The following is a 22,522-nucleotide window of genomic DNA, read 5'->3' as shown; positions in this document are numbered from 1 at the left end:
GCGAGCCCATGTCGAATGTGCGTGCGTTGTTGCTGGCCCTGTCGTTGATCCCCGTCGTCGGCGTCGCCGCGGAGAAGCCCGCCGTTGCCCCGGCCGCTGCCGCGCAAACCGTCGACGATGCCGAAGCCGCGCGCCTTGCCGCACGCGTCAAGACCGAGTTCCTGCACGCATGGGGCGGCTACAAGCAGTACGCCTGGGGCCACGACGCACTCAAGCCGCTGAGCAAGAAGCCGCAGGATTGGTACGCGCAATCGCTGCTGATGACGCCGATCGATGCGCTCGACACGATGCTGCTCATGGGCCTGGACGACGAGGCGAAGGCAACGCGCGAGCTGATCGCAAAGCAGCTGTCATTCGACAAGGATCTCGACGTCAAACACTTCGAGGTCGTGATCCGCCTGCTGGGCGGATTGCTGTCCGCGTACCAAGCCACCGGCGACGAACGCCTGCTCGCGCTCGCCGAAGATCTCGGCAAGCGCATGCTGCCGGTGTTCGATACGCCGACCGGCCTGCCGTACGTGAACGTCAACCTGCGCACCGGCAAGGGGCAGGGCATCGATACCAATCCGGCGGAAACCGGCACGCTGCTGCTCGAGTACGGCACGCTGAGCAAGCTCACCGGCAACCCGATGTACTACGAGAAGGCCAAGCGCGCGTTGGTCGAAACGTACAAGCGCCGTTCGAAGATCGACCTCGTCGGCGAGCGTATCGATCCGGTGACCGGCAAGTGGACGCACACGAGCAGCCACATGGGCGCGCGCATCGACTCGTACTACGAGTACCTGTTCAAGTGCTGGAAGCTGTTCGACGACAAGGACTGCCTGGCGATGTGGACGCCGAGCATCGCCGCGGCCAACAAGTACTACCTCGAAGACGTCGACGGCGCCCTGTGGTCCGGCCAGGTCGACATGCACACCGGTGCGCGCACGGGCCACGAGTACGGCGCACTCGATGCGTTCTATCCGGGCATGCTTGCCTATTCCGGCGACATCGAGCACGCGCGTCGCCTGCAGGCATCATCGTTCGCGATGTGGAACCTGCACGGCATCGAGCCCGAGGCCTACGACTATCGCAAGAAGAAGATCACTGCCGCCGGCTATCCGTTACGTCCGGAAATCGTCGAATCCACCTGGTACCTGTATCGCCTCACGGGCGACCCGCAATATCGCGCGATGGGCCGCAAGTTGTTCGAGGACTTCATCAAGCACTGCCGCACCGAGGCGGGCTACGCCGCCATCAAGGACGTGACGACGATGGAGCAGGCGGACGACATGGAGAGCTTCGTGCTCGCCGAAACGTTCAAGTACTTCTATCTGCTGTTCGCGCCGCCGGAGACGCTCGACCTCGACAAGGTCGTGCTGACTACCGAGGCGCACCCGTTGCAGCGTCTCTCGAAGTAGCGCGCATCCCCGCCACGAACTGCAACACCGCGAACACGATGTGTACGCCGGTCGACACGTAGCCCATCGGGAGCATGTCCATCAGGACGAAGAACTGCCAAAGCGCGATGTTCGACGCGCCCAGCAGCGTGTGGACGGCCGAGGCCGTGAAGTGCCATGCGCGCGCGGGCGATGCCTGCGTTCGCCCCACGTAGAGAAAGCAGAACGCGAAGATCGCGGCCAGGCCATGCGCTTCGAGGAAGCCGATGCCGGTCGACGGCTCGCCGCGCAGGGCCGTGCCCAGGGGCCCGACGCCGAAGAAGATCGCGCGGATGTCCATGAAGAACGACGGGACGGCGAACAGTCCGAGGACGATGCCGTTGGCGAACATGAGGCGTTGGCGGGTGGTCATGCCCGCAAGGCTGCCTCGCACGTCGGCGGATTTCAACGAACATAATTAATCGCGCGCGTGCGCGGCGACCCGCGGCGCAACAAAAAACCCGCCGTTGCCGGCGGGTTCTTCGTTACTTCGTGACACGCGTGGATCAGGGCATGCTGACCGCGGCCCAGGTGTCGATGACAGCGTTGTGCTGCGTCGAACCCGCACCGTAGAGGTCGATCGCGGCCTGCGCCGTCGCGGCGCGGGCCGCGGCGTAGTCCGAGTTCGACGTCATGTACACCGTCAGCGCGTGGTACCAGATCTGCATGGCGGCGTCGCGGCCGATGCCGGTCAGGCCGGTGTTGCCGTTGCACACCAGGTTGCTCGGGCCGAGGTTGGCCGGGGTGCCGGCGGCATAGTCGGCGGGCACGACCACGCCTTCGGCGAGCAGGTAGAAGAAGTGGTTCGCCACGCCCGACGAGTAGTGCACGTCCATCGCCTTGAAGTTGCCAAGGCTGATGCCGTTCGACGGGGTGGTGGCGCTCGGGTAGCAGTCCGGCGACAGGCCGTCGAGGTTCGGCTTGAACATCGTGCGGATGAACTTGTTCCAGGCCGGCGTCGTGAAGATCTGTTCGCCGATGACGTAGTTCGGCGGCTGCTTCGCGTTGTTGGCGTAGTACTCGATCATCGCGCCGAAGATGTCCGACGTCGCTTCGTTGAGGCCGCCCGACTCGCTGGCATAGGTCAGGTTGGCGGTCGCAGCCGTCACGCCGTGGCTGACTTCGTGGCCGACGATGTCGATCGAAACGAGCGGACGCACGGTGGTGCCGTTGCCGTCGCCGAAGGACATGCAGAAGCAGTCGTCGTTCCAGAACGCGTTGGTGTAGTTCAGGAAGTAGTGCACCGCGCCGTTCGCGCCCTGGCCGTTGTTGCGGATGCCGTTGCGGTTGAACTTGTTCTTGTAGAAGTCCCACGTCTTCTGGAAGCCGTACATCGCGTCGACGCCGGCGCTGACGCGATCGCTCAGTGCGTTGTTGCCCCAACGGTTGTCCGCGTCGACCATCAGCGTGCCGCCGGTGCGGTAGCCGTTGCCCATGTCGGTGATCGACGTGTTGCCGCGCGTGGGGTCGATCAGCTCGTAGATGCGGCGCGTGTTGTTGAACTGCGTGTTCAGCGTGACGTTGCCGGCGAACAGCGAGAAGCCCGGGCCGATGGACGGGATGACGTTCGGCGGCGGCGGCGTGTTGCCGGTCGGATAACCGGTGCCCGGCAGCGTGCCGGTCTTGATCGCGTTCGTCTTGTCGAGGATCGCGCCGGTGACGGCGTCGACGTAGTAGTGCATGCGAATCGGCGTGCCGTCCTTCGCACGGCCGACGTAGACCACGTCGTGCGCGAGCTTCGGCGTCTTGGCGGCCGGCGCGAAGACGACCAGGCGCGAGGTCGGCGACACGTCGTAAGCCATCGCCCACGCCCTGCCGGCAGTGGCGATCGCGGCGGCGGACGTGATCGTCGGCGTGGTCGACACGTTGATCGCCGACGCCTGGGTCAGGCTCGTGCGCTTGAGCACGCCGGCCTTCGAATGGACGACGAGGTCGCCGCCGATGACCGGCAGGCCCTTGTACGTGCGATCGAAACGCACGTGTTCGGTGCCATCGCGGCCGACGATGACATCGCGCGTGACGAATGCGTCATTGGCGGACAGGCGCGTGGGCACCGGGTTGTTGCGGATGACGCCCAGCGCGCGAGTGGCGATGGTGGCGTTGTCGGCCGCCGCGGCCTGGCCGGCGGCTCCGAAAATGATGGCCACGGAGAGGGCCTTGGCAAGCGACGACATGTTTTCCCCTGGAGATGATTTGCGCGACGCGGATGGGTCGAGCCCGGGCAAGATCGGTCGGACTTATCGAGCCGATAACCCCCCACCGCGGGGGGTGTCCGGGAGACGGGGGGCTGTTGAACTGCGGGGGCGGGTGCGAGGCGCCGGCTCTTCGATCCATTCCGGTATCCGTCATGCACACACCCGATCTTGCGAGCCTGTGGAAGCAGGCGATCCAGCACTTCCAGCACAAGCGCTTCGCCGACGCCGAGTCGCTGTGCCTGCAGCTGGTGCACCACGCGCCCGACAAGCCGCTCGCGTTCGCGATGCTGGCGCAGATCTGCCATGCGGCCGGTCTCGTGCGCGAAGCGACGTTCAACGCGTTCCAGGCGAGCCAGCGGCTCCAGCACGTGCAGGCCGGCGACATCCTCGAAGTGGCGCACGTCCTGCTGGAAGTCGGCGAGTGGCACCTGGCGTACTCCGCGCTGGGCCTGATCGATCCCGAGCACCCCGACAACGCCGGCCTGCTGGTCGAACTGGGTCGGCTGTACAGCAATCTCGAGGATCAGCCGCGCGCGCTGCGTTGCATCGACCTCGCGCGCGCGAAGGGCTTCGACAATGCCTTCGTGGCGAACACGCACGGCATCCTGCGCAGCTTCGTCGGCGAACTCGACGGCGCGGTGGCGTCGTGCGAGGAAAGCATCGCCCAGGCGCCGGGCTTCGGCCACGCGCATTGGTTCCGCGCACAGCTGGGGAGAAAGGAATTCGCGCGCGAGCGCGTGTCGCGCATGCGCGCGGTGCTGGATCGGCCGGAACTCGGCAACGACGACCAGACGTACGTGCAGTACGGGCTGTTCAAGGAACTCGACGCGCTCGGCGAGACGGACGACGCATGGGCTTCGCTCATGGCCGGCGCGCAGGCGCGGCGCAGCGTCACCACGCACGATGTCGCGCACGAGACGACCGCTTACGACGCGCTGATCGAGGCGACGTCGGACAGCTTCTTCGACGTCTGCGGCGACGTGCCGCGCGACAGCACGCCGATCTTCGTCGTCGGCATGCCCCGCACCGGCACCACGCTGCTGGAGCGCATCCTGGGCAACCATCCGCAAATCAGGACGTGCGGCGAGCTCAACGACTTCCGCCAGCAGATGCAGTGGGTGAACAACCAGCGCCTGTCGCTGACGCTGGATGCCGGCATCGGTGACTTCGTCGCGCGGCTCGACCCGACGCTGCTCGGCCGCCGCTACCTGGCGAAGACCGCGTGGAAGGCCGGCGACAGCACGTTCTTCGTCGACAAGCACCCGATGAACTTCCAGTGGTGCGGTGCGATCCTCAAGGCGCTGCCGCACGCGAAGATCCTGCACCTGCGCCGCCATCCGATGGACAGCTGCTTCTCGAACCTGAAGGAGTTGTTCGCGCACAAGTATTACCCGTACAGCTATGCGCTCGATGAGCTGGCGACGCACTACCGCAACTACGCGCGCCTGATGCGCCATTGGCATGCCATCGCGCCCGGTCGCATCCTCGATGTGCGCTACGAAGACCTGGTCGCGCAACCGCAGGTCGAAGCCGATCGCGTGCAGGAGTACCTCGGGTTGCCGTGCGTCGAGGGCGTCACCGACATCCTCGCCAACAAGACGGTCACGACGACCGCGAGCACGCTGCAATTGCGGCAGCCCATCCACACCCGCAACGTCGGCGGATGGCGGCGCCATGCGAAGGGCATGGCGCCTGTCGAAGCGATGCTGGCCGACCTGATCGCCGACTACGAAGCCGAAGGCGCGTTCGCGCTCGCAAGCTGAGGCACGCGCGTCAGCGCGCGTGCCGGTTCGACCAATGGATGTGCGCGATCTTCCAGCCGGCGCCGACGCGGGACAACAGCATCGTTTCCGTCACGATTTCGGCAGGACCGCCCGGTCGTGCGCCCGTCGGCGTGATGCGCTTTTCGCTGAGCACGACGCCGAGGTTGCCGTTCGCCGTCGCATCGCGACGCAGCAACTCGCGCTGGACCTGCGCGAGACCGGCGGCATCGCCCTTCGCCGCGCCGTCGATGTAGGCATCGCGCGTGCCGATGACCTGGCCGTTCGCGATGACCACCGCGTCGGGCGTCATCAGCTGGCGCGCGACTTCGAGTCGATTGCCTGCAAGCGCGGCCATGAAAGCGTTGACCACGTTCGCCGCTTCGTTGGCGGCAGGCGACACCTGCGTGGCCTGCACGGGCTGCGTCGGCGTTTGCGCACCGACCGAACCGGCGGCGAAAGCGATGGCGAGGGAAGAGGCGAGAAGAAGCAGACGCACGGGCAAATACCACGGTGTTGAACGGGGTCGCCATTTGCGCGCGTTTCGCTTCCCTGCGGCCCCCCCGCGGCGGGGGGGGCGGTGCAGTCGTCTCGCAAGGCAATGTCGGCGGGTTGCGCACGTCGTGCCCAACGCATGGCTCGGCCTCTGCCGATCGTCTTCATAGGGGAAATCTGTTGTGAAAACCGCTCGTCTCCGCGTGCGCAGCAAGTCGCTTGTCCGCGCGCAACTCACCGCTTCATTGCTCGTGGCCATGGGGATGGCCCCGTCGATCGTGATGGCACAGGATTGTGCGACTGGCACGCCGGGCCAGACCCAGTGCGCAGGCGCCACTGCCGCGACCGGCGCGTTCGCCACCGCCGTCGGCTACCTGTCGTCCGCGACCGGCGACAACAGCTCGGCCATCGGCAACCAGGCCAGCGCCGCCGGCAACCGGGCCACGGCTGCAGGCAACCTTTCGGTCGCCAGCGGTGCGTACAGCGCGGCCTTCGGCAACATGGCCACCGCTTCGGGCGCCAACAGCGCGGCGTTCGGCAACAACGCACGCGCAACCGCCGTGCAGGCGACGGCGGTCGGCAACTTCGCGAATGCTTCCGGCGGTTACAGCGCGGCGTTCGGTTCGAATGCTGCCGCGACGTCCACGTCGGCCACTGCGGTCGGCGCCAACGCTTCGGCGACCAATACGAACGCATCGGCGTTCGGTCGCTTCTCGATCGCGAGCGGCTCCGCCTCCACCGCGCTCGGCCGCGCCACCAACGCCGCCGGCGCCAGCGCCACGGCCGTCGGCGAACGCGCGAATGCTGCGGGCGGCAACGCCACGGCCGTCGGTTCGTCCGCCAATGCGGCCGGCCTCTGGTCTTCTGCCTTCGGCAACGGCGCGCGTGCGACGGGTGCTTACGGCACGGCGATCGGTGCGCAGGCGCGTGCGACGGGCGTCCTGTCCACCGCGCTCGGCACCGTCAGCGAAGCGACGGGCAAGTACTCGATTGCGCTCGGCAACGATTCGCACGCGTTGAACCAGAACGCACTCGCGGTGGGTTCGTATGCGCGCGCGCTGAACCAGTACTCCATCGCGATGGGTACCGGTGCGTACACCACGGGCGCGTTTGCGATGGCGCTCGGCAACGAGGCGTACGCCAACGGCTTCGACGCCATCGCCATCGGTTACACCGCGGCCGGCATCGGTGACGAAGCCATCGCGATGGGTTCGTACTCGTGGGCATCGGGCAAGAACGGCGTCGCGATCGGCCTGCTGTCGACCGCGGCGTCGGACTACGCGACGGGCGTGGGCGCGTTCGCCAATGCGTACAGCTTCGCGAGCACGGCGATCGGCACGTACTCCAATGCGTTCGGTCAGTTCAGCAATGCCATCGGTGCATACGCCTGGACGGCCGGCGACTTCGCCACCGCCGCCGGTGCGTACAGCTCGGCGCTGGGCAAGATGAGCATCGCCGACGGTGCGTATTCGCAGGCGCGCGGCGAATACAGCCTCGCCGCCGGCGCTTACAGCCTCGCGGTCGCCGACTTCAGCACGGCGGTGGGTCCGCTGGCCGTCGCCGGTGGCGTGTCGAGCGCAGCGCTCGGCGACACCGCCGCTGCGAACGGCGATTACAGCACCGCGCTGGGCGCCTACAGCTACGCGACCGCCCTGAACAGCACCGCGTTGGGTTCGTACTCCGTCGCCGATCGCGAAAACACGATCTCCGTCGGTTCGGCCGGCGCGGAACGCCAGATCACCAACGTCGCCGCGGGCACCGAAGCGACGGACGCGGTGAACAAGGCGCAGCTCGACGCGCTCGCGCTCGAAGCCGGCCACGCGAACGATTACTTCAGCGCCGACGGCGCGGGCGACGGCAGCGACCTGTCGATCACCAGCGGCGGCCTGTCGGTTGCGGCGGGCTCGGGTTCGCAGGCCACCGGCTGGTACAGCACGGCGGTCGGTTCGGGTGCGTTCGCGCACGGTTACGAAAGCACGGCGGTCGGTTTCTATTCCGAAGCGCGCGGTGCGTACAGCTCGGCCTTCGGTTCGGCGCTCGCGTTCGGCCAGGGCACGACGGCGCTCGGTACGTGGGCGTTCGCGGGCGGTGGCTTCGATTGGACGGGTGAGGGCGGACGTCCGGGCAACATCGTCGAAATCGTCAACGGCACGGCCGTCGGTTTCGCGTCGGTCGCTGCGGCTGACGGTGCGACGTCGCTCGGTGCGGAAGCCGAAGCGCGCGGCGTGAACAGCGTCGCGATCGGCGCCGGTTCGATCGCCGATGTCGCGAACACGGTGTCCGTCGGCAGCGCCGGCGCGGAACGCCAGATCACCAACGTCGCGGCCGGCACGTCCGACACCGACGCGGTGAATCTCGGCCAGCTCAACAACGCGCTGGTCGCGGCCGGCGCGAACAACGTCGCGCAGCTCGACTCGGTCGCTGCCGCGCTCGGCGGCGGTGCGTCGCTCGGCTACGACGGCATGCTCGCCATGCCGACGTATGCGGTGCAGGGTGGCAGCTACTACAGCGTGGGCGATGCCTTCGGCGCGATCGACGGTTCGATCTCGTCGCTGACCACGCGCATGGACGCGCTGGAGCAGACGTTCGGCGGCAACCTGCCGCTCGGCACCGGTAACGGCCTCGCGGTCGGCACCGGCAGCAACGCGACCGATGGCACCGACACCGCGTTCGGCTCCAATGCGAACGTCGGCGCCGACAGCGGCACCGCGATCGGCAGCGGCGCGACCATCGCGACCGCAGCGACCGATTCGGTCGCCGTCGGCGCGGGCAGCAGCGTGACCGCCGCGTCCGGCACCGCGATCGGCCAGGGCGCCAGCGCCACGGCCACGGGTGCGGTCGCGATCGGCCAGGGCTCGGTCGCCAACGAAGCGAACACCGTTTCGGTCGGCAGCGCGGGCAACGAGCGTCGCGTCACCAACGTCGCCGAGGGTACGGCGCCGACGGATGCCGCGAATGTCGCGCAGGTGCGTGCCTCGTCGGCGCAGACGCTTGCCACCGCGAATGCGTACACCGACGCGCGCTTCGAAGCCTTCGGTGGCCAGCTCACCAGCATGCAGCAGGAGATCGACCAGCACCTGCGCCTGCAGGACGAGCGCATCGACCAGCAGGGTGCGATGAGCGCGGCCATGCTCAACATGGCGATCAACGCCGCCAACAGCCAGAGCGACCGCGGTCGCCTCGGCGTGGGCGCGGGCTGGCAGAACGGTGAGCAGGCGCTCTCCGTCGGCTACTCGAAGAAGATCGGCGAGCGTGCGTCCTTCAGCCTCGGCGGTGCCTTCAGCAGCGACGACAGCTCGGCGGGCGTCGGCTTCGGTATCGACCTGTAATACCGAAAAGCGGCGCAGCCTCGGGGGGGGATGCGCCGCGCAGGCATCGTGCCGGCTTCGATCATGGAGCCGGCACGATGTTCTGCTCGATCGATGCGACAAAAAAAGCCCGCCGAAAGGCGGGCTTTTTCTTTGGGAGGCCGTGGCAGTTGGTGCTACTCGAAGTCGCGACTGCGTTGCTCGGTCAGCTATTTCTCATCCACCGTCCCGTCGAAGCCCACTACGGCATCGACACCGCAGAGCGGGCAGATGGCTGACTGATCGTCGTCGATCCATTCCGTGATGTCCGCTGGCGGGTAGATCGCGGAACAGTGGATGCATGCCGCGAAGTCGCTCGCAAGCAGCGCTTTTCGGTGATAACTGTCGCCGCACGTTCGCATGGGGCTCAACTCTGGGGCTGCAGCCTGCACTGCAGGTCGATCATCGCGCCCTGGCGCTCGTCGGGCCACATCTCCGTCCACGTCTTGTAAGCGCGCGGCATGCCTTCGATGACGCGCTGCAACTCGTTCTCGGCGTCCCGACGGCGGGGGCGAAGCAGTCGTTAGCGCATGCAACGAAGAAGGCCGGACGTGCTCGCGCCGCACCTTGGTTTTGCGCAGCTTCAGCGCAATTCAATTCCCCCCCACCTCCACTAACGGCCAAAAGCGGGCACCCCCGAGGCCGCTAGACGACCCGATACGTAGTGTGGTCGTCAACGTTTTCGAAGATGATGCGCTTGCCGGTCTCAAAACATAGTTCGACCGTGCTACCGCCTACCACCGGCTTCATCGAATAGTGATCCAGTGGAATCCCGATAACTTCCGCGGCGGCCCCGAGATCCTCGAGCGGGTACTCCCATTCGTAATCCGTGTCCGATCCAGGCTCGGGAGGAGCGTCGCTAATGCGCCAGAACACAATTCCATAGTCGAAATAGAGCCGATGCCAAACTCCACTGAAACGCATGTGGATGACATTTGCAGGCTCTACAAGAACGCCCTTGTGCCAATACTGCTGAAGCAGAACAGCCTCGCAGGCTTTGCCGGCCAACCCTGGCGCTTCGCCATTGACATCCAGTTCCATCATGGGCGTACCTGTCATCTCGGCGTTGGCCTTTAGTGTGCCCTCTATGTCCGCACGGGTCGAAAGCGGACACTCGGCCGCCACTTCAAACCTGACGTCCGGGATCGCCCGCGGACGGATGCCCGCGAACGACTGCGTCAGCGACCGGGCGAAGGTAACCGCGGGGTTCGCGAACGACGTGCTGCCGGTGAACCAGTACGCCGCGAGGATATAGGCAGCGACGAGGGCGGGTACGGCCGCCGGGCGGTGCGCGATGCCCAACAGGATCGTCAGCAACAACCCGAAGGTCGCGATGCCCTCGCTCAGCCACTGCCCGGTTCCCTCGCGCGCATGCGTACCCGGTTGAAGCAACGCCTGGTCGAACATGCCGTGCGCCAGCGCGACGCCGACGATTGCGGCGATGACCTGCACCGCGATGTACGCGGCGGTCTCTCGGCTGGTCAGCGCGCCACGAAGGCGCATCGCGAGCGTCACCACCGGGTTGAAGTGCGCGCCGGACACGGGGCCGAGCGCGACGATCAACACATACAGGATCGCGCAATCGCGGCCATCTACAACCACTACGTCGCGACGACCTGCATCACCTTTGAAACCGAACCGGTGGAAATGGCGAAGTTGACGCGCGGGTCTTCCAGCATCCACTTCGCGTAGTCGCTCTTGCGCACGCTCGGCTGCGCGGCGAACAGTTCGGTGTAGAAGCGGATGCTCCCGTCGAGGTCGGCAACGTTGCGAGCGGAATGCAAACGGTGATCGGCGGCATCGCGTTGCCGAACGACGCGAGCGTCGCGCTGCATGAACGTCTGGGCTTCGAGAAGGTCGCGCACTTCAAGCGTGCGGGCTTCAAGCAGGAAAGATGGATCGATGTCGGCTATTGGCAGTTGTTGCTTTAGGTACACCTGACAGAAAAAGGCCCGCGCTAGGCGGGCCTTTTTCATTATGGTGGAGGTGGGGGGAATTGAATTGCGCCGAAGCTGCGCAAAACTAAGGTGCGGATCGAGCGCGGTGGATTTTGATATGCACACCGATATACCCAAGCGCCCGGCGCGTATCGTCTTGCCTGAGGTAGCCGACCGTCGGGGCCGAATGTCCGCTTTCGGCCAAAAGCGGACATTAGTCGTCGTTCGAACTTGGCCGGAGAGTGCGGGTTATTTCGGCGAGATACCGACGCAGGCCGACCGAGTCCGATGGACCCGGATCAAAGTCATCGAGCATCAGATCCATTACAGATTGCAGCCCGCCGCAACTCGCGACGACTTGTCTAATGAAATTGGTGTCGCCCGCAATGAGCGTCACATCCTGATCTAGTCGACAGATCCACTCATGGTTCTGCGAAAAGACGTAGTGATCGGAAGTGAACCTGAAGTCGGCGCCGAGATAGGACATCACGGCCTCGCGGGAGGGCGCTATCAGTGCAGGGCGACGATCCAACGCCAGGTCCCCCGCCGAGATCACCGCGACCTCCGAAGGGCGGCCCGAATGCACTTTGAAAACGGCATCCCAAATTTCGGCAGGGGCGAAGTCGGAGTATCGATTCCGATCGAATGCCAATCCCGCCCAGTGCGCAAGCCGCATGGGAACATCCGGCGGGTAGTTCGGAAGTAGCGCATCAGCGACAAATTGCTTTGACGTCCCGGTCATCGCAGCCCCATCGACCCGCTTGGCCAAGAGTCGGAGTCTACCCCGGCGTGAATGTCCGCTTTGGGTCGAAAGCGGACACTCGACCGCCACTTCAAACCGAACGTTCGGGGTCTTCCGCCCGCAGCAGCCGAGCGACGCCCAGCGCCGCCGCACCTCCGGCAGCTTGTGCCGCCACGAACAAGGGCACGTCGCCCGGACGGATGCCCGCGAACGACTGCGTCAGCGACCGGGCGAGGGTAACCGCGGGGTTCGCGAACGACGTGCTGCCCGTGAACCAGTACGCCGCGAAGATGTAGGCAGCGACAAGGGCGGGCACGGCTGCCGGGCGGTGCGCGATGCCCAACAGGATCGTCAGCAACAACCCGAAAGTCGCGATGCCCTCGCTCAGCCACTGCCCGATGCCCTCGCGCGCATGCGTGCCCGGTTGAAGCAACGCCTGGTCGAACATGCCGTGCGCCAGAGCGACGCCGACGATTGCGGCGATGGCCTGCACGGCGATGTATGCGGCAGCCTCTCGGCTGGTCAGCGCGCCACGAAGGCGCATCGCGAGCGTCACCACCGGGTTGAAGTGCGCGCCGGACACGGGGCCGAGCACGACGATCAACACATACAGGATCGCGGCCGTCGCGCCAGCATTGGCGAGCAGAGCGATGGCGTCGTTACCCTGCGCCAGCTTGACGCCCATGATCCCCGAACCCACGACGGTGGCCAGCAACAACGCGGTGCCGAGAGCCTCCGCGAACAGGGCGCGCGTCAGTCGGCTCACAGAGCCGCCAGAAGCGCGCGCACGCGCGCGCGGATGTCATCCCGCACCGCGCGGTACGCCGCGTCGTCCATGTCCTTGGGGTCGCTCAGCGCCCAATCCTCGCGGCGTTTCGCAGGCACCCACGGACACGCGTCGCCGCACCCCATCGTGACCACCGCGTCGAACTCGCCGCCGACGTCATCCAGCGACTTCGACGTGTGCATGGTCAGGTCGTACCCGACTTCCGCCATGAAGCGAACCGCTTTCGGGTTGACGACGCCGGAAGGACGCGACCCCGCGCTTAGTGCTTCAACGTCGGCGTCGCCCAACATGCGGGCGAACGCCTCGGCCATTTGACTGCGGTTTGAGTTCTCGACGCAGACGAACAGCACGCGCTTCATCAGCAACACGCCGAAGCCGGCGAGCAGCACGAAGCGCCCTTGTCGACTTTCGGCTTCATGGCCGTGACGGTCGGCGTGCAGGCGGCACCATCGGTCGCGCAGGCCGCATCGGCCGCGTAGTACGTCGTCGCATCGCCGAACGTGTGGAAGGTCTCCCAGCGTGTTCCCTGTGGGTCTTCAGTCCAGTTCTTGTCGGACTGCGCGTAGCAGCAAATGGTCGCTTCCTCCGGAATGACGCTGCCGCCTGCGGCTTCAAGGCGCTTGCCCAGCGTCGCGAGTTCCTCGCCGGAATCAACCTGCAACCCGAGATGGTCGACGCCCGGCGCGCGGCCCGTGTTGGAGATGGCGAAGTTGACGCGTGGGTCTTCCAACATCCACTTGGCGTAGTCGTCCTTGCGCACGCTCGGCGGCGCGGCGAACAGTTCGGTGTAGAAGCGGATGCTCCCGTCGAGGTCGGCGACGTTGAGATGCACGTGGAACCGGTTCATTTCGAAGCTCCTTTTTTGCGCGGCTTACAGGTTGAGGACACCGGGGCGCACGCGCCGGACCCGGCGCAACAGTTCTCGGTGAGGTAGGCGAGCAGGTCGTTCATTTGTTCGTAGTTCGCGCGCACGCGAATCACCCGGCCTTCGCGTTGGTCGATGACCAGGCCGGCCGACCGCAGCACGTTGAGATGCGCCGTCAGCGTGGCCGGCGGTAGGTCAAGGCTCTCGCGCAGCTCGCCGACCGGCAGGCCGTCGGGGCCGGCCTCAACGAGGCGGCGGAATGCCCGGAGGCGCGATTCGTGGCCAAGAGCGGCAAGGCAAGCAAGGGATGAGGACATTTCCATAGTTCCAAGAATATGGAAATGACGAAGGAAGTCAACCGGGCCTTGCCGGCTGACCCAAGGCCCCCGACCATCGCCCGATGGATATCCGACCCGCCGAACAGGACGACGCCGCCGCAATCGCGGCCATCTATAACCACTACGTCGCGACGACCTGCATCACCTTTGAAACCGAACCGGTGTCGACGGTCGAGATGGCAGGGCGCATCGGCGAAGGGCATGACGCGAAGCTGCCGTGGCTGGTGTCGGTGGAAGGCGGTGCAATCACAGGCTACGCATATGCATCGAAGTGGAAAGGGCGGTGCGCGTACCGCTACTCCGTTGAGTCGACGGTTTACCTCGACCAGGCGCGCAAGGGGTGTGGCATCGGCAAGGCGCTGTACGCCGCGCTGATCGATGCACTGCGCGCGCGCGAAATGCAAACGGTGATCGGCGGCATCGCGCTGCCGAACGACGCCAGCATCGCGCTGCATGAGCGACTCGGCTTCGAGAGGGTCGCGCACTTCAAGCGTGTAGGCTTCAAGCAAGAAAGATGGATCGATGTCGGCTACTGGCAATTGCTGCTTTAGGTGCACGTGACACAGGCGTCGATGCGGATGCCCAAAATGGACTTGGCGAACTCGTATGGTTGAAGAGCACTGGTACACCGTCGTGCTTCCGAACGGACGGACACGGGTGCTGCGGACCAAGTATCTAGATGCCTGCATTCGCGAATCAATCGCGCGCATTGGGCGTCAACCGGTTCGGCGCTTCTATAAGTATACGAAGGCAAAGTATGCGGACATGATGGTCAACGACGGGACCATCCGCGTCGGATCGCTTGTCGACTATCAGAATGCGGAGAAGCATTCCGGCGGCGTGCTCGACGAAGCGGAGGGCACGCGAACGACCGTCGTTCAAGCAGGGGCGCACGAGGTATGGACGAACGAGAACATGCCCGAGCCGGTGAAGGCGATTCTGGGCGAGATTCCGGCTAATCAGGCGTGGCACGTTCACGGCAGCACCTTCAGCGCGGTCTATGTCGCAAACGCATTCGTCTACTGCCTCAGCATGAAGTACGACGAAGCGCTTCTCGACGAAAGTCAGTTCGATGCCGATGCCATCGTTGAAATCATCGACACGGCCGGCTTCTTCGCCGCGGTCGACGTCGTGATGGCCGAATACGGGTGCAGATTCTTCAACGCGGTGGAATGCAAGTATGTCGGCCGGGTCGCACCAGACGGTGACCGTAGAACCCTCTACCACGCGGTAGAAGTGAAAGAGGAGCGTTACAGCAAGCAGGCAGAGTGCCGGCTGGTCTGGCGCGCGCGCGACGACACGGTGGACAAACCGGCGATCATGGTTACCCACCGCTCCATTGCAAGCGCGTGCAGGCGCATCTACTGACCAGCGCGCAGTCCCAGCATGCGGGTACTGCCCGCTGGAGCGCGAGGCCGTGAACCGTTGGAATTATTTGTAGAAGCAGGGGGCGGCCGGCTGACGGGCGCGTCGCCAAAGCCGATCTATCCCCCCCGGCTAGTTCACCCGCGTGTTGGTGCAACCGCGGGCACTGCGCTTCAGGGTTCGCAATCCATGTCGCGAAGGTGTCGTTCATACGCGGCTTGGTTCTCCGCGGGGCTTTCCTTGTTCATCAACGCCGCGGCGCCCGGCGATACGTACGGCTTTTCTTTCGTGCGTGTCGATCGGTTCGGGCCAGCATGCGTGCGTGCAGGCACGGCATTGCCGGTTGCAGCGCTCTTGTTCGGTGTCGTACCCGAAGCCTTAAAAGCAGAATCAATAGATTGAGAATCAGCAATCAGAGAATCAGGCGGGCGCGCACCATCGTGTTCCGGTGCTTGCCCGGTGGCGGTACCGGGCACGCACTGTGCGTGGTCGGTGCCGGCACCGGGCAAGCACTGTGCGCAGCCAACAACGACTCCGTCCGCCTGGTCGGGCCGGACCTTGCGGCCGGGCATGGGCGGCAGGTCGCTTTCCCGCTCCTTCATGTGCGGCGATTGATGGCGATCCCATGCCAGAACTTGAATGCAGGACACGCCGTCGACGGTATATCGGGCAATGAACCCGGCATCGGCCAACATCGAAAGGCCGCTGTCCACATCGAGCGCCTCGCCCGCGAATAGCGCGCGGTGCACGCGCGCAGGTCGATCTTCAAGGCGCCCGCCTCGGTCCGCCAAGCACCACAGGCCTGCGAACAGTAGGCGCACCCAATGCGGCAGCGTGGCCAGCACTTCATTCTCGAAAAATCCGGGTTTGATGTTCCGCGCGCGCATGTCATTCCTCGGCCGTGGCTTCGGTCAACCGCGGCTTGCGGGGACGGCCGCGGCGCCCTCGTGCGTGCGCACTGACCGACGTGTTGAGAAGCAGATCGGCTGCATGTGCTTGGCGACACGCGTTCGCCAGCGTGGCCGCGAACTGTTCGATGTCTGACCGGAACCACACCGGCGCGCGGCCTGGTCGCTTTATTGGCGGCGGGAACTGCGGGTGATGGAAGCTGCCGCCGGACCCGTAGAACGTGGTCCTGCCTTCGTGCAGCAGCGCGCGCACTTCAGCGGAATCTAGAAACAACCTATCCATTTGGATGCCATCCGTTGACCGACCGCGTCAGGATCGACCGGTGGCGCGTGATGGCAAAGGGGCATTCAACCGGTAAATGCCACCCATTGATTCAGTCCGCCGCGACGCGCCTGCGCCTGCACCTTGATGACCTTGTCGTGCAAACGCTTCGCGTCCTTCGTGTCGATTGCGGCGGCCCACTTCGTCAGCCCCGCTTCGAAGTCAGCCATCAGTTCGCGTTGGCGGTCATCGGCGCCGAGGTCGACCGCGTCATGCCATTCTTTTTGCCATTGTTCACAGGCAAGCACCCAGCGTGCGGCCTTGCGTGCCGTCATGCCCGTCGCCTTCATCACGTCGATGCAGTGATACGCGCGCCCGTTATCGGGCTTGCCGGCATGGGGTTGTCCCGCACTGCGAAGCAAGGCGGCAACCTCTTGCATTTCAGCGCGCACATCGGGCGTTGGATACCCGCGCGGGTCGTCGGCCGGAAACAGCGCGCGGGCCTCGATCCGCGCGGCCATCATGCGCGCTTGGAGTTTTGCGCCATCCGAAAGTCGCTTGGTCACTTGCGGTCTCTAGCTTCGATAAGGGTCGATGCCCACCATTCAAGAATCACGCGCAGTCGAGGCACGGCGCGCGCGCGGTCGTAGCTGCGCACCGTGTCGGAAAGCGTTTCGTGGTCGAGTACATGTTCGATGTCGACGCGATCGAACATGCGGCTGCCATCGGGGCGGCTCGCCGCGTTGGCCAATGTCGAAAACGAAGATCGGAACCCGTGCGGCGTGTGCGTGCCGGCGAACCCGAGCGAACGGAGAAGCTTGCTTGGCGCCTCCAGCGTCACATGGCCGACCGCCGTTTCGAAAACGAACTCGGACGTGCTCGGCAGCGTCTTCAGCCAGTCCACAACTTGCGGCGCAAGCGGCACGACGTGATCGCCGCGCGAGCCGTCGGAGTTCTTCTGAAGGTCGCGGGGGATGATCCAGACGGGGTTCTTCCCCGTCAGCTTGAATTCCTCCCAGCGCGCGGCGACGACGCGGCCTGGTCGTTGCGCAGTCATGGCGCAAAGGAACAGCGCGCCGCGTACCTGCCACGAAGCTTGCGCCTGGTCGATCTTTCGAAGCAGGTCACCCAGCGCGCGCTGCTCGGTGACAGCGGGCAGTCGCTTGCCGTCGCGCTGCATGGCCTTGCGCCCGCGCATGCCGCTGCCCGGCTTCGTCTCGGGGATCGGGTTGTGCACGACGATGCCGCGCGCGGCCGCCCACCGAAAGATTCCGTTTAGGATTTGCTTGACCTTCTTCGCGGTGTCCGGCTTCTCGCGGTGCAGCTTGTCGAGGAGTGGGGTGACCATCGCCACGTCGATGTTACGAATCGGCGTCTGCCACAACGCGGTCGGCTTGATGTGGAGGTCCAACCGGCCGCGTGTTTTCATCGCGGTGCTGTCCGACCATGCGTCTGCCTTTGCCATTTCGAACCATTGCTCGGCCACGTCCCCGAGCGTCGAGCCGGTAGCGCGCGTAGCGCGGCGCGCATGGTTTTCGGCGTGCTTGATCCCGACCGGGCGGATGCCCGCCTTGACGTTACGGCGCGCGTCTTCCAATGCGGCGCGCGCCTTCGCGAGGCTCATCTCCGGGTACGTGCCGAACACGGCGATGGCGGCGCGGCCGTCGAGGCGGTAACGAAACCGCCAGCTTCGCGTGCCGGTGTCGAGCACATGCAGCGCGAGACCGCCGCCGTCGACGTACACGCCGGGCTTCTTGATGGATGCAATGAACCGATCCGTCAGCGCGCAGTCGCGGCGAGAACGGACGGGCGTGGACGCGACCATTTGTGCATACCGGAGAACCAGTGACGCGGCCGAGTGTATATATCTGCACAACCGGCGCGACATCGATCCGACACGCGGTCGCTACGAAATTGGCAAAAAGCGCAGTAAATTGCTGATAATTAAACAGAAAAAGGCCCGCGCTGGGCGGGCCTTTTTCCTTGTTGGTGGAGGTGGGGGGAATTGAACCCCCGTCCGAAGGCACTCCATCCCCGGCACTACATGCTTAGCTCGCCGTTCGTTCTCGGCCCCTGGCAACACGACGTGCGAAGCACGCCAGGGGACACACCCGCTTTGGGTTAAGCCGAGGCTGACGGGTCGCCACCTCAACCGATCCTGTGATGATGACCCTACATCCACGAGCACAGGCACAAGTGGGTTCGGGGCTAGGCCTTAAGCGGCCAGAGCGTAGACGTCGTCGTTCGCGTCTAGGTTTTTGCAGCTGGATTAACGAGGAAAGCTACCCCCTCGGCATGCGCCAAGTGATTTCGCGACCCCCGTCGAAGCCAGTGCACCCCCGGGAGACATCGATTTCGCTGACCCACCCAGTATAGGGGCGGGTGCCGTGGGGGCAAGTCGTGAAGGGCTGGGGGCCAGCGCGGGTTCATCGCCGCTTATGCTGGGGCCATGCCGATTGCGACGCGTTCCCCCGCCGCGCCCAACGCACCCCGACGCAAGCCGGGCATTGGCGGTTTTGCGCTCGCGGTGCTGGTGCTGGTGGCGTCGACGCTGCTGGTCGTGATCGCGTGGAATGCGGCTCGGCAGAACATGCTGCGCACGGCGCAAGCGGATTTCCGAAGCTCATGCGATGAAGTCGTCGAACTGCTGGCTTCGCGTCTCGTCAATTACGAGCTGACGATCCGTGGAGGCGCCGCCTTGTTCGCCAGCATGGAGCGGCCGACGCCCGCGCAGTGGCACGCGTATGTCGACGGGCTGGACCTGGCGAATCGGTTCCCGTCGATGGTCGGACTCGGCTATGCGGCGAGTGTCGGGCGTTACCAGCTCGAGCGTTTGCAGATCGACCTGCGCGACAGCGGTCGCGGATTGCTGACGGTCTGGCCGCGCGGCGTGCGCGAGCGTTACGCGCCGATCGTCTACCTGGAGCCGCGCACCGCCGAGAATCTCAGCGCGATGGGCTTCGACATGTACTACGACCCCGTGCGCCGCGCCGCGATGGAGCGCGCGATGCGCGAAGCCGCGCCGCGCATGACCTCGCGGGTGAAGCTGGTGCAGGATCTCGATCCGCGCGTGCCCGCATTCCTGTTGTACGTGCCGGTGTTCGCCGGTGGCGTCGCGCCGGAGACGCCGCTGGAGCGCGAGGCCGCGCTCACCGGGTGGGTGTACGCGCCGATCCGCGCCGAACGTTTCGTGCAGGTCGCGCTCGCGCCGGTCAAGCGCAGCGTGCGCTTCCGCCTGTTCGACATCACCGACGGGAAGCCGGAACTCGTCTACGCCGATCCCGTGGATCCGCGCGCGGCGCCGGCGGCGTTCCACCACGTCGTCAACGCGGACGCCTACGGTCGGCGCTGGCGTTTCGAGTTCGCGTCGGCGTCGTTGTTCGATGCGGTGCCTGGGCTGGCGCCGCTGCGTACGGCATTGATCGTCGGCCTGCTCGCGTCGTTGCTGTTGTTCGGCATCGCGTGGTCGCTCGCGCAGACCGAGAATCGCGCGCAGCGTCTCGCGGCGGAGATGTCGGCCGCCGCGCGACGCAGCGAGGCGCGCGTGCAGGCGCTCAATCGCGGCCTCGAAGCGCGCGTGGAAACCCGCACGCGCGAATTGAGCGAAGCCAACCGCGAGCTCGAATCCTTCGCCTACTCGGTGTCGCACGACCTGCGCGCGCCGTTGCGCGCGATCGAGGGATTCAGTCGCGTGCTCGAAGATCGCCACGCACAGGCGCTCGACACGACCGGCCGCGATTACCTGCATCGCGTGCGCAGCGCCGCATCGCGCATGAGCGAATTGATCGAAGCCTTGTTGAAGGTCTCGCGCGTCGCGCGCGGCGACGTGCAACCCGAAGCGCTGGACCTGTCGCGCATGAGCGCGGACATCGTCGCCGAGTTGCGCGCCGCGGAATCCGATCGGCAGGTGACGGTCGACATCGCGCCCGGACTCGCCGCGCAGGCCGACCGCGTGCTCGTGCGCAGCCTGCTGGAGAACCTGCTGGGCAACGCGTGGAAGTTCACGCGCGATCGCGAAGCCGCGCACATCCGCGTCGGCGTCGAAGCCGATGGCCGAACGTTCTACGTGCAGGACAACGGGTCGGGGTTCGACCAGGCGTATGTCGACAAACTCTTCCGCCCGTTCCAGCGCCTGCACGACGACGCACGCTTCGCCGGCGAAGGCATTGGCCTGGCGACGGTGAAACGCATCGTCGAACGCCACGGCGGCACGATCCGCGCGAACGGCGCGCCGGGGCAGGGCGCGAAGTTCATGTTCACCCTGGAAGAGCAAAAACAGGGGTCAGAGCACTATTTCGACCCGAAATAGTGCTCTGACCCCTGTTTTTGCTCTGGGCGCTGTTCCTGCTTCAGGCGTCCTTGTTGTGCCGGCGCAGCAAACGCTGCTTCTCGCGGTTCCAGTCGCGTTCCTTGCTGGCTTCACGCTTGTCGTGCGTCTGCTTGCCGCGGGCGAGGGCGAGTTCGGTCTTGACCTTGTTCGCCTTCCAGTAAAGGGCGGTCGGCACGAGCGTGTAGCCGTCGCGCTGCACGCGGCCGATGAGCTCGTCGATCTCGCGCCGGTGCAGCAGCAGCTTGCGCGTGCGGTGCGCTTCGGCGACGACGTGGGTCGAGGCGGAGATCAGCGGCGTGATCTGCGCGCCGAACAGGTACAGCTCGCCGTCCTTCACGATCGCGTAGCTCTCGCCGATGTTGGCCCGGCCGGCGCGGATCGCCTTCAATTCCCAGCCCTGCAGGGAGATGCCGGCCTCGATCTTCTGTTCGAGGTGGTACTCGTGCTTGGCCCGCTTGTTGAGGGCGATGGTCTTCTGCGCGGGCGTCTTTGCCGCGCCGGAGGCCGGCTTTCCCTTATCCTTGGCCGCTTTCTTGTTCATCCCGCCATTCTCGCGCATGCGGCCCGCGCAAGGCGAACCCGACCCGATGCCCACGATCCAGCGCAGCGCCCTCGTCGAACATTCCGCCGCCCGCATGTTCGCGCTGGTGAACGACATCGCGGCCTATCCGCGCCGCTTCGACTGGTGCGAAGCCGCGCAGGTGCTGGAGGCCGGCGACACGCGCGTGGTCGCGCGGCTCGACCTCGGGCTCGGCTCGCTGCGCACGTGGTTCACCACCGAGAACACGCTCGCGCCGCCGCACCACATCGACATGCACCTGAAGGACGGGCCGTTCAGGAAGCTCCACGGGCGCTGGCAGTTCCATGCGCTCGACGAATCGGCGTGCAAGGTCACGCTGACGCTCGACTTCGAACCGAAGAACAAGTTGCTCGGGCCGGCGTTCGCGCTGGGGTTCCAGGGCCTGGCCGATCGCATGGTCGACGACTTCGTGCGCGCCGCCGACCGCGGCGCGGAGTAGGGCGCATGCGCGTGGAAATCGTGCTCGCGCAGCCACGCGCGTTCGAATCGTGGCAGGTGACGGTGCCGATGGGCGCGACGGTCGCGCATGCGCTCGAGGCCGCGGGGTTCAGCGGCGAACGGCTCGCGGCGCTCGGGATCGATGGCCTTGCGCTGCACGGCGTGCGCGCGACGCCAGAGTCGCAACTGCACGACGCGGACCGCATCGAGTTGCTCAGGCCGCTGGTCGCCGATCCGAAGGACGCGCGCAGGCGCCGCGCGGCATCGCGCGGCAAATAGGGGTCAGCAAATCGATCGGGGTTCGGCGATCGCGCCGCGCGGCTCAGCGGCCGCGCTGCTTCTTCTTGTCGACCGGCAGGTTGCCGTAACGACCGCGCATTTCGTTCGCGAGTTCCTTGTCCTGCTCGGCGAAGTATTCGCCTTCCCAGCGCGCGACCTGGTCGCCTTCGAAGAAGACGGTGAACGTCTTCATCTCCGTCGCGCCGACACGACCGGTGCGCTGCGTGGCGACGTAGTCCCAGCGATCGTGGTGGAAGGGGTCGGCGACCGACGGGCTGCCGAGCAGGTTCATCACCTGGCGGCGATCCATGCCCTGCTGCAACTGTTCGACGTTGGATTTCTCGATCAGGTTGCCCTGGTAGATCGGCTGTCGGTACAGCATGCCGCAACCGGAAACAGAGGCGGCGAGAGCGAGGGCGATGAGCAGCTTGCGCATTCGATGAAGGGGACAGGCGCGGGGAAGGGCCGATGATACA

Annotated in this window: 25 protein-coding genes and 1 other RNA gene; 9 read left to right on the top strand and 17 right to left on the bottom strand. The window is 65.7% G+C overall.

Features of this window, described 5'->3' with window-relative positions; genetic code table 11:
• Positions 1–8: 8 nt before the first annotated feature.
• On the top strand, positions 9–1,400 hold the full coding sequence (locus tag LK996_RS09650; protein ID WP_230526972.1) for a glycoside hydrolase family 47 protein: 1,392 nt from the start codon (positions 9–11) through the stop codon (positions 1,398–1,400).
• Here LK996_RS09650 and LK996_RS09645 read toward each other — a convergent pair.
• Both LK996_RS09645 and LK996_RS09640 read right to left on the bottom strand, forming a co-directional pair.
• Entirely contained in the window at positions 1,363–1,791 is a 429-nt protein-coding gene (locus tag LK996_RS09645; protein WP_230526971.1) for a hypothetical protein, read from the bottom strand. The genes LK996_RS09650 and LK996_RS09645 overlap by 38 nt on opposite strands.
• A gap of 133 nt (positions 1,792–1,924) precedes the next feature.
• A complete protein-coding gene (locus LK996_RS09640; RefSeq protein ID WP_230526970.1) occupies positions 1,925–3,592 on the bottom strand; it encodes a M4 family metallopeptidase in 1,668 nt (555 codons plus the stop codon).
• Between the two features lie 173 nt (positions 3,593–3,765).
• On the opposite strand from LK996_RS09640, the gene LK996_RS09635 reads away from it, so the two are divergent.
• Positions 3,766–5,376 (top strand): tetratricopeptide repeat-containing sulfotransferase family protein, encoded by a 1,611-nt coding sequence (locus LK996_RS09635; protein WP_230526969.1) that lies wholly within the window; start codon positions 3,766–3,768, stop codon positions 5,374–5,376.
• A 10-nt stretch (positions 5,377–5,386) separates the two neighbouring features.
• Here the strand turns inward: LK996_RS09635 and LK996_RS09630 are convergent, their stop codons facing one another.
• Positions 5,387–5,872 carry a YybH family protein gene (locus tag LK996_RS09630; protein ID WP_230526968.1) on the bottom strand — a complete coding sequence of 162 codons (486 nt, stop codon included), beginning with the start codon at positions 5,870–5,872 and terminating at the stop codon, positions 5,387–5,389.
• Between the two features lie 199 nt (positions 5,873–6,071).
• Between LK996_RS09630 and LK996_RS09625 the strand changes: the two genes are divergently transcribed.
• Positions 6,072–9,197 carry a hypothetical protein gene (locus LK996_RS09625; protein WP_230526967.1) on the top strand — a complete coding sequence of 1,042 codons (3,126 nt, stop codon included), beginning with the start codon at positions 6,072–6,074 and terminating at the stop codon, positions 9,195–9,197.
• 77 nt (positions 9,198–9,274) lie between these two features.
• Positions 9,275–9,454, top strand: coding sequence for a hypothetical protein (locus tag LK996_RS09620; RefSeq protein WP_230526966.1), 180 nt, complete (start codon positions 9,275–9,277; stop codon positions 9,452–9,454).
• 406 nt (positions 9,455–9,860) lie between these two features.
• Here the strand turns inward: LK996_RS09620 and LK996_RS09615 are convergent, their stop codons facing one another.
• The 7 genes from LK996_RS09615 to LK996_RS09580 all read right to left on the bottom strand — a co-directional run bounded on the left by LK996_RS09615 (position 9,861) and on the right by LK996_RS09580 (position 13,863).
• Positions 9,861–10,781: an aquaporin gene (locus LK996_RS09615; RefSeq protein WP_230526965.1), complete on the bottom strand. Its 921-nt coding sequence runs from the start codon at positions 10,779–10,781 to the stop codon at positions 9,861–9,863.
• Between the two features lie 35 nt (positions 10,782–10,816).
• Positions 10,817–11,191 (bottom strand): VOC family protein, encoded by a 375-nt coding sequence (locus tag LK996_RS16765; protein ID WP_425493737.1) that lies wholly within the window; start codon positions 11,189–11,191, stop codon positions 10,817–10,819.
• Positions 11,192–11,366: 175 nt separating this feature from the next.
• A complete protein-coding gene (locus LK996_RS09600) occupies positions 11,367–11,921 on the bottom strand; it encodes a hypothetical protein (protein WP_230526963.1) in 555 nt (184 codons plus the stop codon).
• A 64-nt stretch (positions 11,922–11,985) separates the two neighbouring features.
• Positions 11,986–12,660: an aquaporin gene (locus LK996_RS09595; RefSeq protein ID WP_343225873.1), complete on the bottom strand. Its 675-nt coding sequence runs from the start codon at positions 12,658–12,660 to the stop codon at positions 11,986–11,988.
• Positions 12,657–13,070: an arsenate reductase ArsC gene (locus LK996_RS09590; RefSeq protein ID WP_230526962.1), complete on the bottom strand. Its 414-nt coding sequence runs from the start codon at positions 13,068–13,070 to the stop codon at positions 12,657–12,659. Before LK996_RS09590 ends, LK996_RS09595 begins: the two co-directional genes overlap by 4 nt.
• On the bottom strand, positions 13,040–13,528 hold the full coding sequence (locus LK996_RS09585) for an ArsI/CadI family heavy metal resistance metalloenzyme (protein WP_230526961.1): 489 nt from the start codon (positions 13,526–13,528) through the stop codon (positions 13,040–13,042). Before LK996_RS09585 ends, LK996_RS09590 begins: the two co-directional genes overlap by 31 nt.
• Positions 13,525–13,863, bottom strand: coding sequence for an ArsR/SmtB family transcription factor (locus tag LK996_RS09580; RefSeq protein ID WP_425493736.1), 339 nt, complete (start codon positions 13,861–13,863; stop codon positions 13,525–13,527). Before LK996_RS09580 ends, LK996_RS09585 begins: the two co-directional genes overlap by 4 nt.
• Before the next feature lie 83 nt (positions 13,864–13,946).
• Between LK996_RS09580 and LK996_RS09575 the strand changes: the two genes are divergently transcribed.
• On the top strand, positions 13,947–14,435 hold the full coding sequence (locus tag LK996_RS09575; RefSeq protein ID WP_230526959.1) for an arsinothricin resistance N-acetyltransferase ArsN1 family B: 489 nt from the start codon (positions 13,947–13,949) through the stop codon (positions 14,433–14,435).
• 214 nt (positions 14,436–14,649) lie between these two features.
• Complete coding sequence (locus LK996_RS09570) at positions 14,650–15,252, top strand: hypothetical protein (protein ID WP_230526958.1); 603 nt, start codon at positions 14,650–14,652, stop codon at positions 15,250–15,252.
• Positions 15,253–15,422: 170 nt separating this feature from the next.
• On the opposite strand, the gene LK996_RS09565 is transcribed toward LK996_RS09570, so the two are convergent.
• From LK996_RS09565 to ssrA, 5 genes are all read right to left on the bottom strand, one after another.
• Positions 15,423–16,136, bottom strand: coding sequence for a hypothetical protein (locus tag LK996_RS09565; protein WP_230526957.1), 714 nt, complete (start codon positions 16,134–16,136; stop codon positions 15,423–15,425).
• Position 16,137: 1 nt separating this feature from the next.
• Entirely contained in the window at positions 16,138–16,440 is a 303-nt protein-coding gene (locus LK996_RS09560; protein ID WP_230526956.1) for a helix-turn-helix transcriptional regulator, read from the bottom strand.
• 65 nt (positions 16,441–16,505) lie between these two features.
• Positions 16,506–16,985 (bottom strand): hypothetical protein, encoded by a 480-nt coding sequence (locus tag LK996_RS09555; protein ID WP_230526955.1) that lies wholly within the window; start codon positions 16,983–16,985, stop codon positions 16,506–16,508.
• On the bottom strand, positions 16,982–18,244 hold the full coding sequence (locus LK996_RS09550) for a tyrosine-type recombinase/integrase (protein WP_230526954.1): 1,263 nt from the start codon (positions 18,242–18,244) through the stop codon (positions 16,982–16,984). Before LK996_RS09550 ends, LK996_RS09555 begins: the two co-directional genes overlap by 4 nt.
• A gap of 162 nt (positions 18,245–18,406) precedes the next feature.
• Positions 18,407–18,760: a transfer-messenger RNA gene (ssrA, locus tag LK996_RS09545) on the bottom strand.
• Between the two features lie 108 nt (positions 18,761–18,868).
• On the opposite strand from ssrA, the gene LK996_RS09540 reads away from it, so the two are divergent.
• Positions 18,869–20,728: a sensor histidine kinase gene (locus LK996_RS09540; protein ID WP_230526953.1), complete on the top strand. Its 1,860-nt coding sequence runs from the start codon at positions 18,869–18,871 to the stop codon at positions 20,726–20,728.
• Between the two features lie 40 nt (positions 20,729–20,768).
• Here LK996_RS09540 and smpB read toward each other — a convergent pair whose 3' ends face one another.
• Entirely contained in the window at positions 20,769–21,290 is a 522-nt protein-coding gene (smpB, locus tag LK996_RS09535; protein WP_230526952.1) for an SsrA-binding protein SmpB, read from the bottom strand.
• A 46-nt stretch (positions 21,291–21,336) separates the two neighbouring features.
• Between smpB and LK996_RS09530 the strand changes: the two genes are divergently transcribed.
• Positions 21,337–21,768: a type II toxin-antitoxin system RatA family toxin gene (locus LK996_RS09530; RefSeq protein WP_230526951.1), complete on the top strand. Its 432-nt coding sequence runs from the start codon at positions 21,337–21,339 to the stop codon at positions 21,766–21,768.
• 5 nt (positions 21,769–21,773) lie between these two features.
• The gene (locus LK996_RS09525) at positions 21,774–22,046 is read left to right on the top strand and encodes an RnfH family protein (RefSeq protein WP_230526950.1); all 273 of its coding nucleotides are present in this window, start codon (positions 21,774–21,776) and stop codon (positions 22,044–22,046) included.
• Between the two features lie 43 nt (positions 22,047–22,089).
• Here the strand turns inward: LK996_RS09525 and LK996_RS09520 are convergent, their stop codons facing one another.
• Positions 22,090–22,482 (bottom strand): outer membrane protein assembly factor BamE, encoded by a 393-nt coding sequence (locus tag LK996_RS09520; protein WP_230526949.1) that lies wholly within the window; start codon positions 22,480–22,482, stop codon positions 22,090–22,092.
• Positions 22,483–22,522 lie beyond the last annotated feature (40 nt).

The organism is Noviluteimonas lactosilytica, assembly GCF_020866925.1.
Classification (GTDB): domain Bacteria; phylum Pseudomonadota; class Gammaproteobacteria; order Xanthomonadales; family Xanthomonadaceae; genus Noviluteimonas; species Noviluteimonas lactosilytica.
The sequence above is the reverse complement of the archived record's forward strand: the minus strand, read 5'-3'. Positions and strand labels throughout refer to the sequence as shown.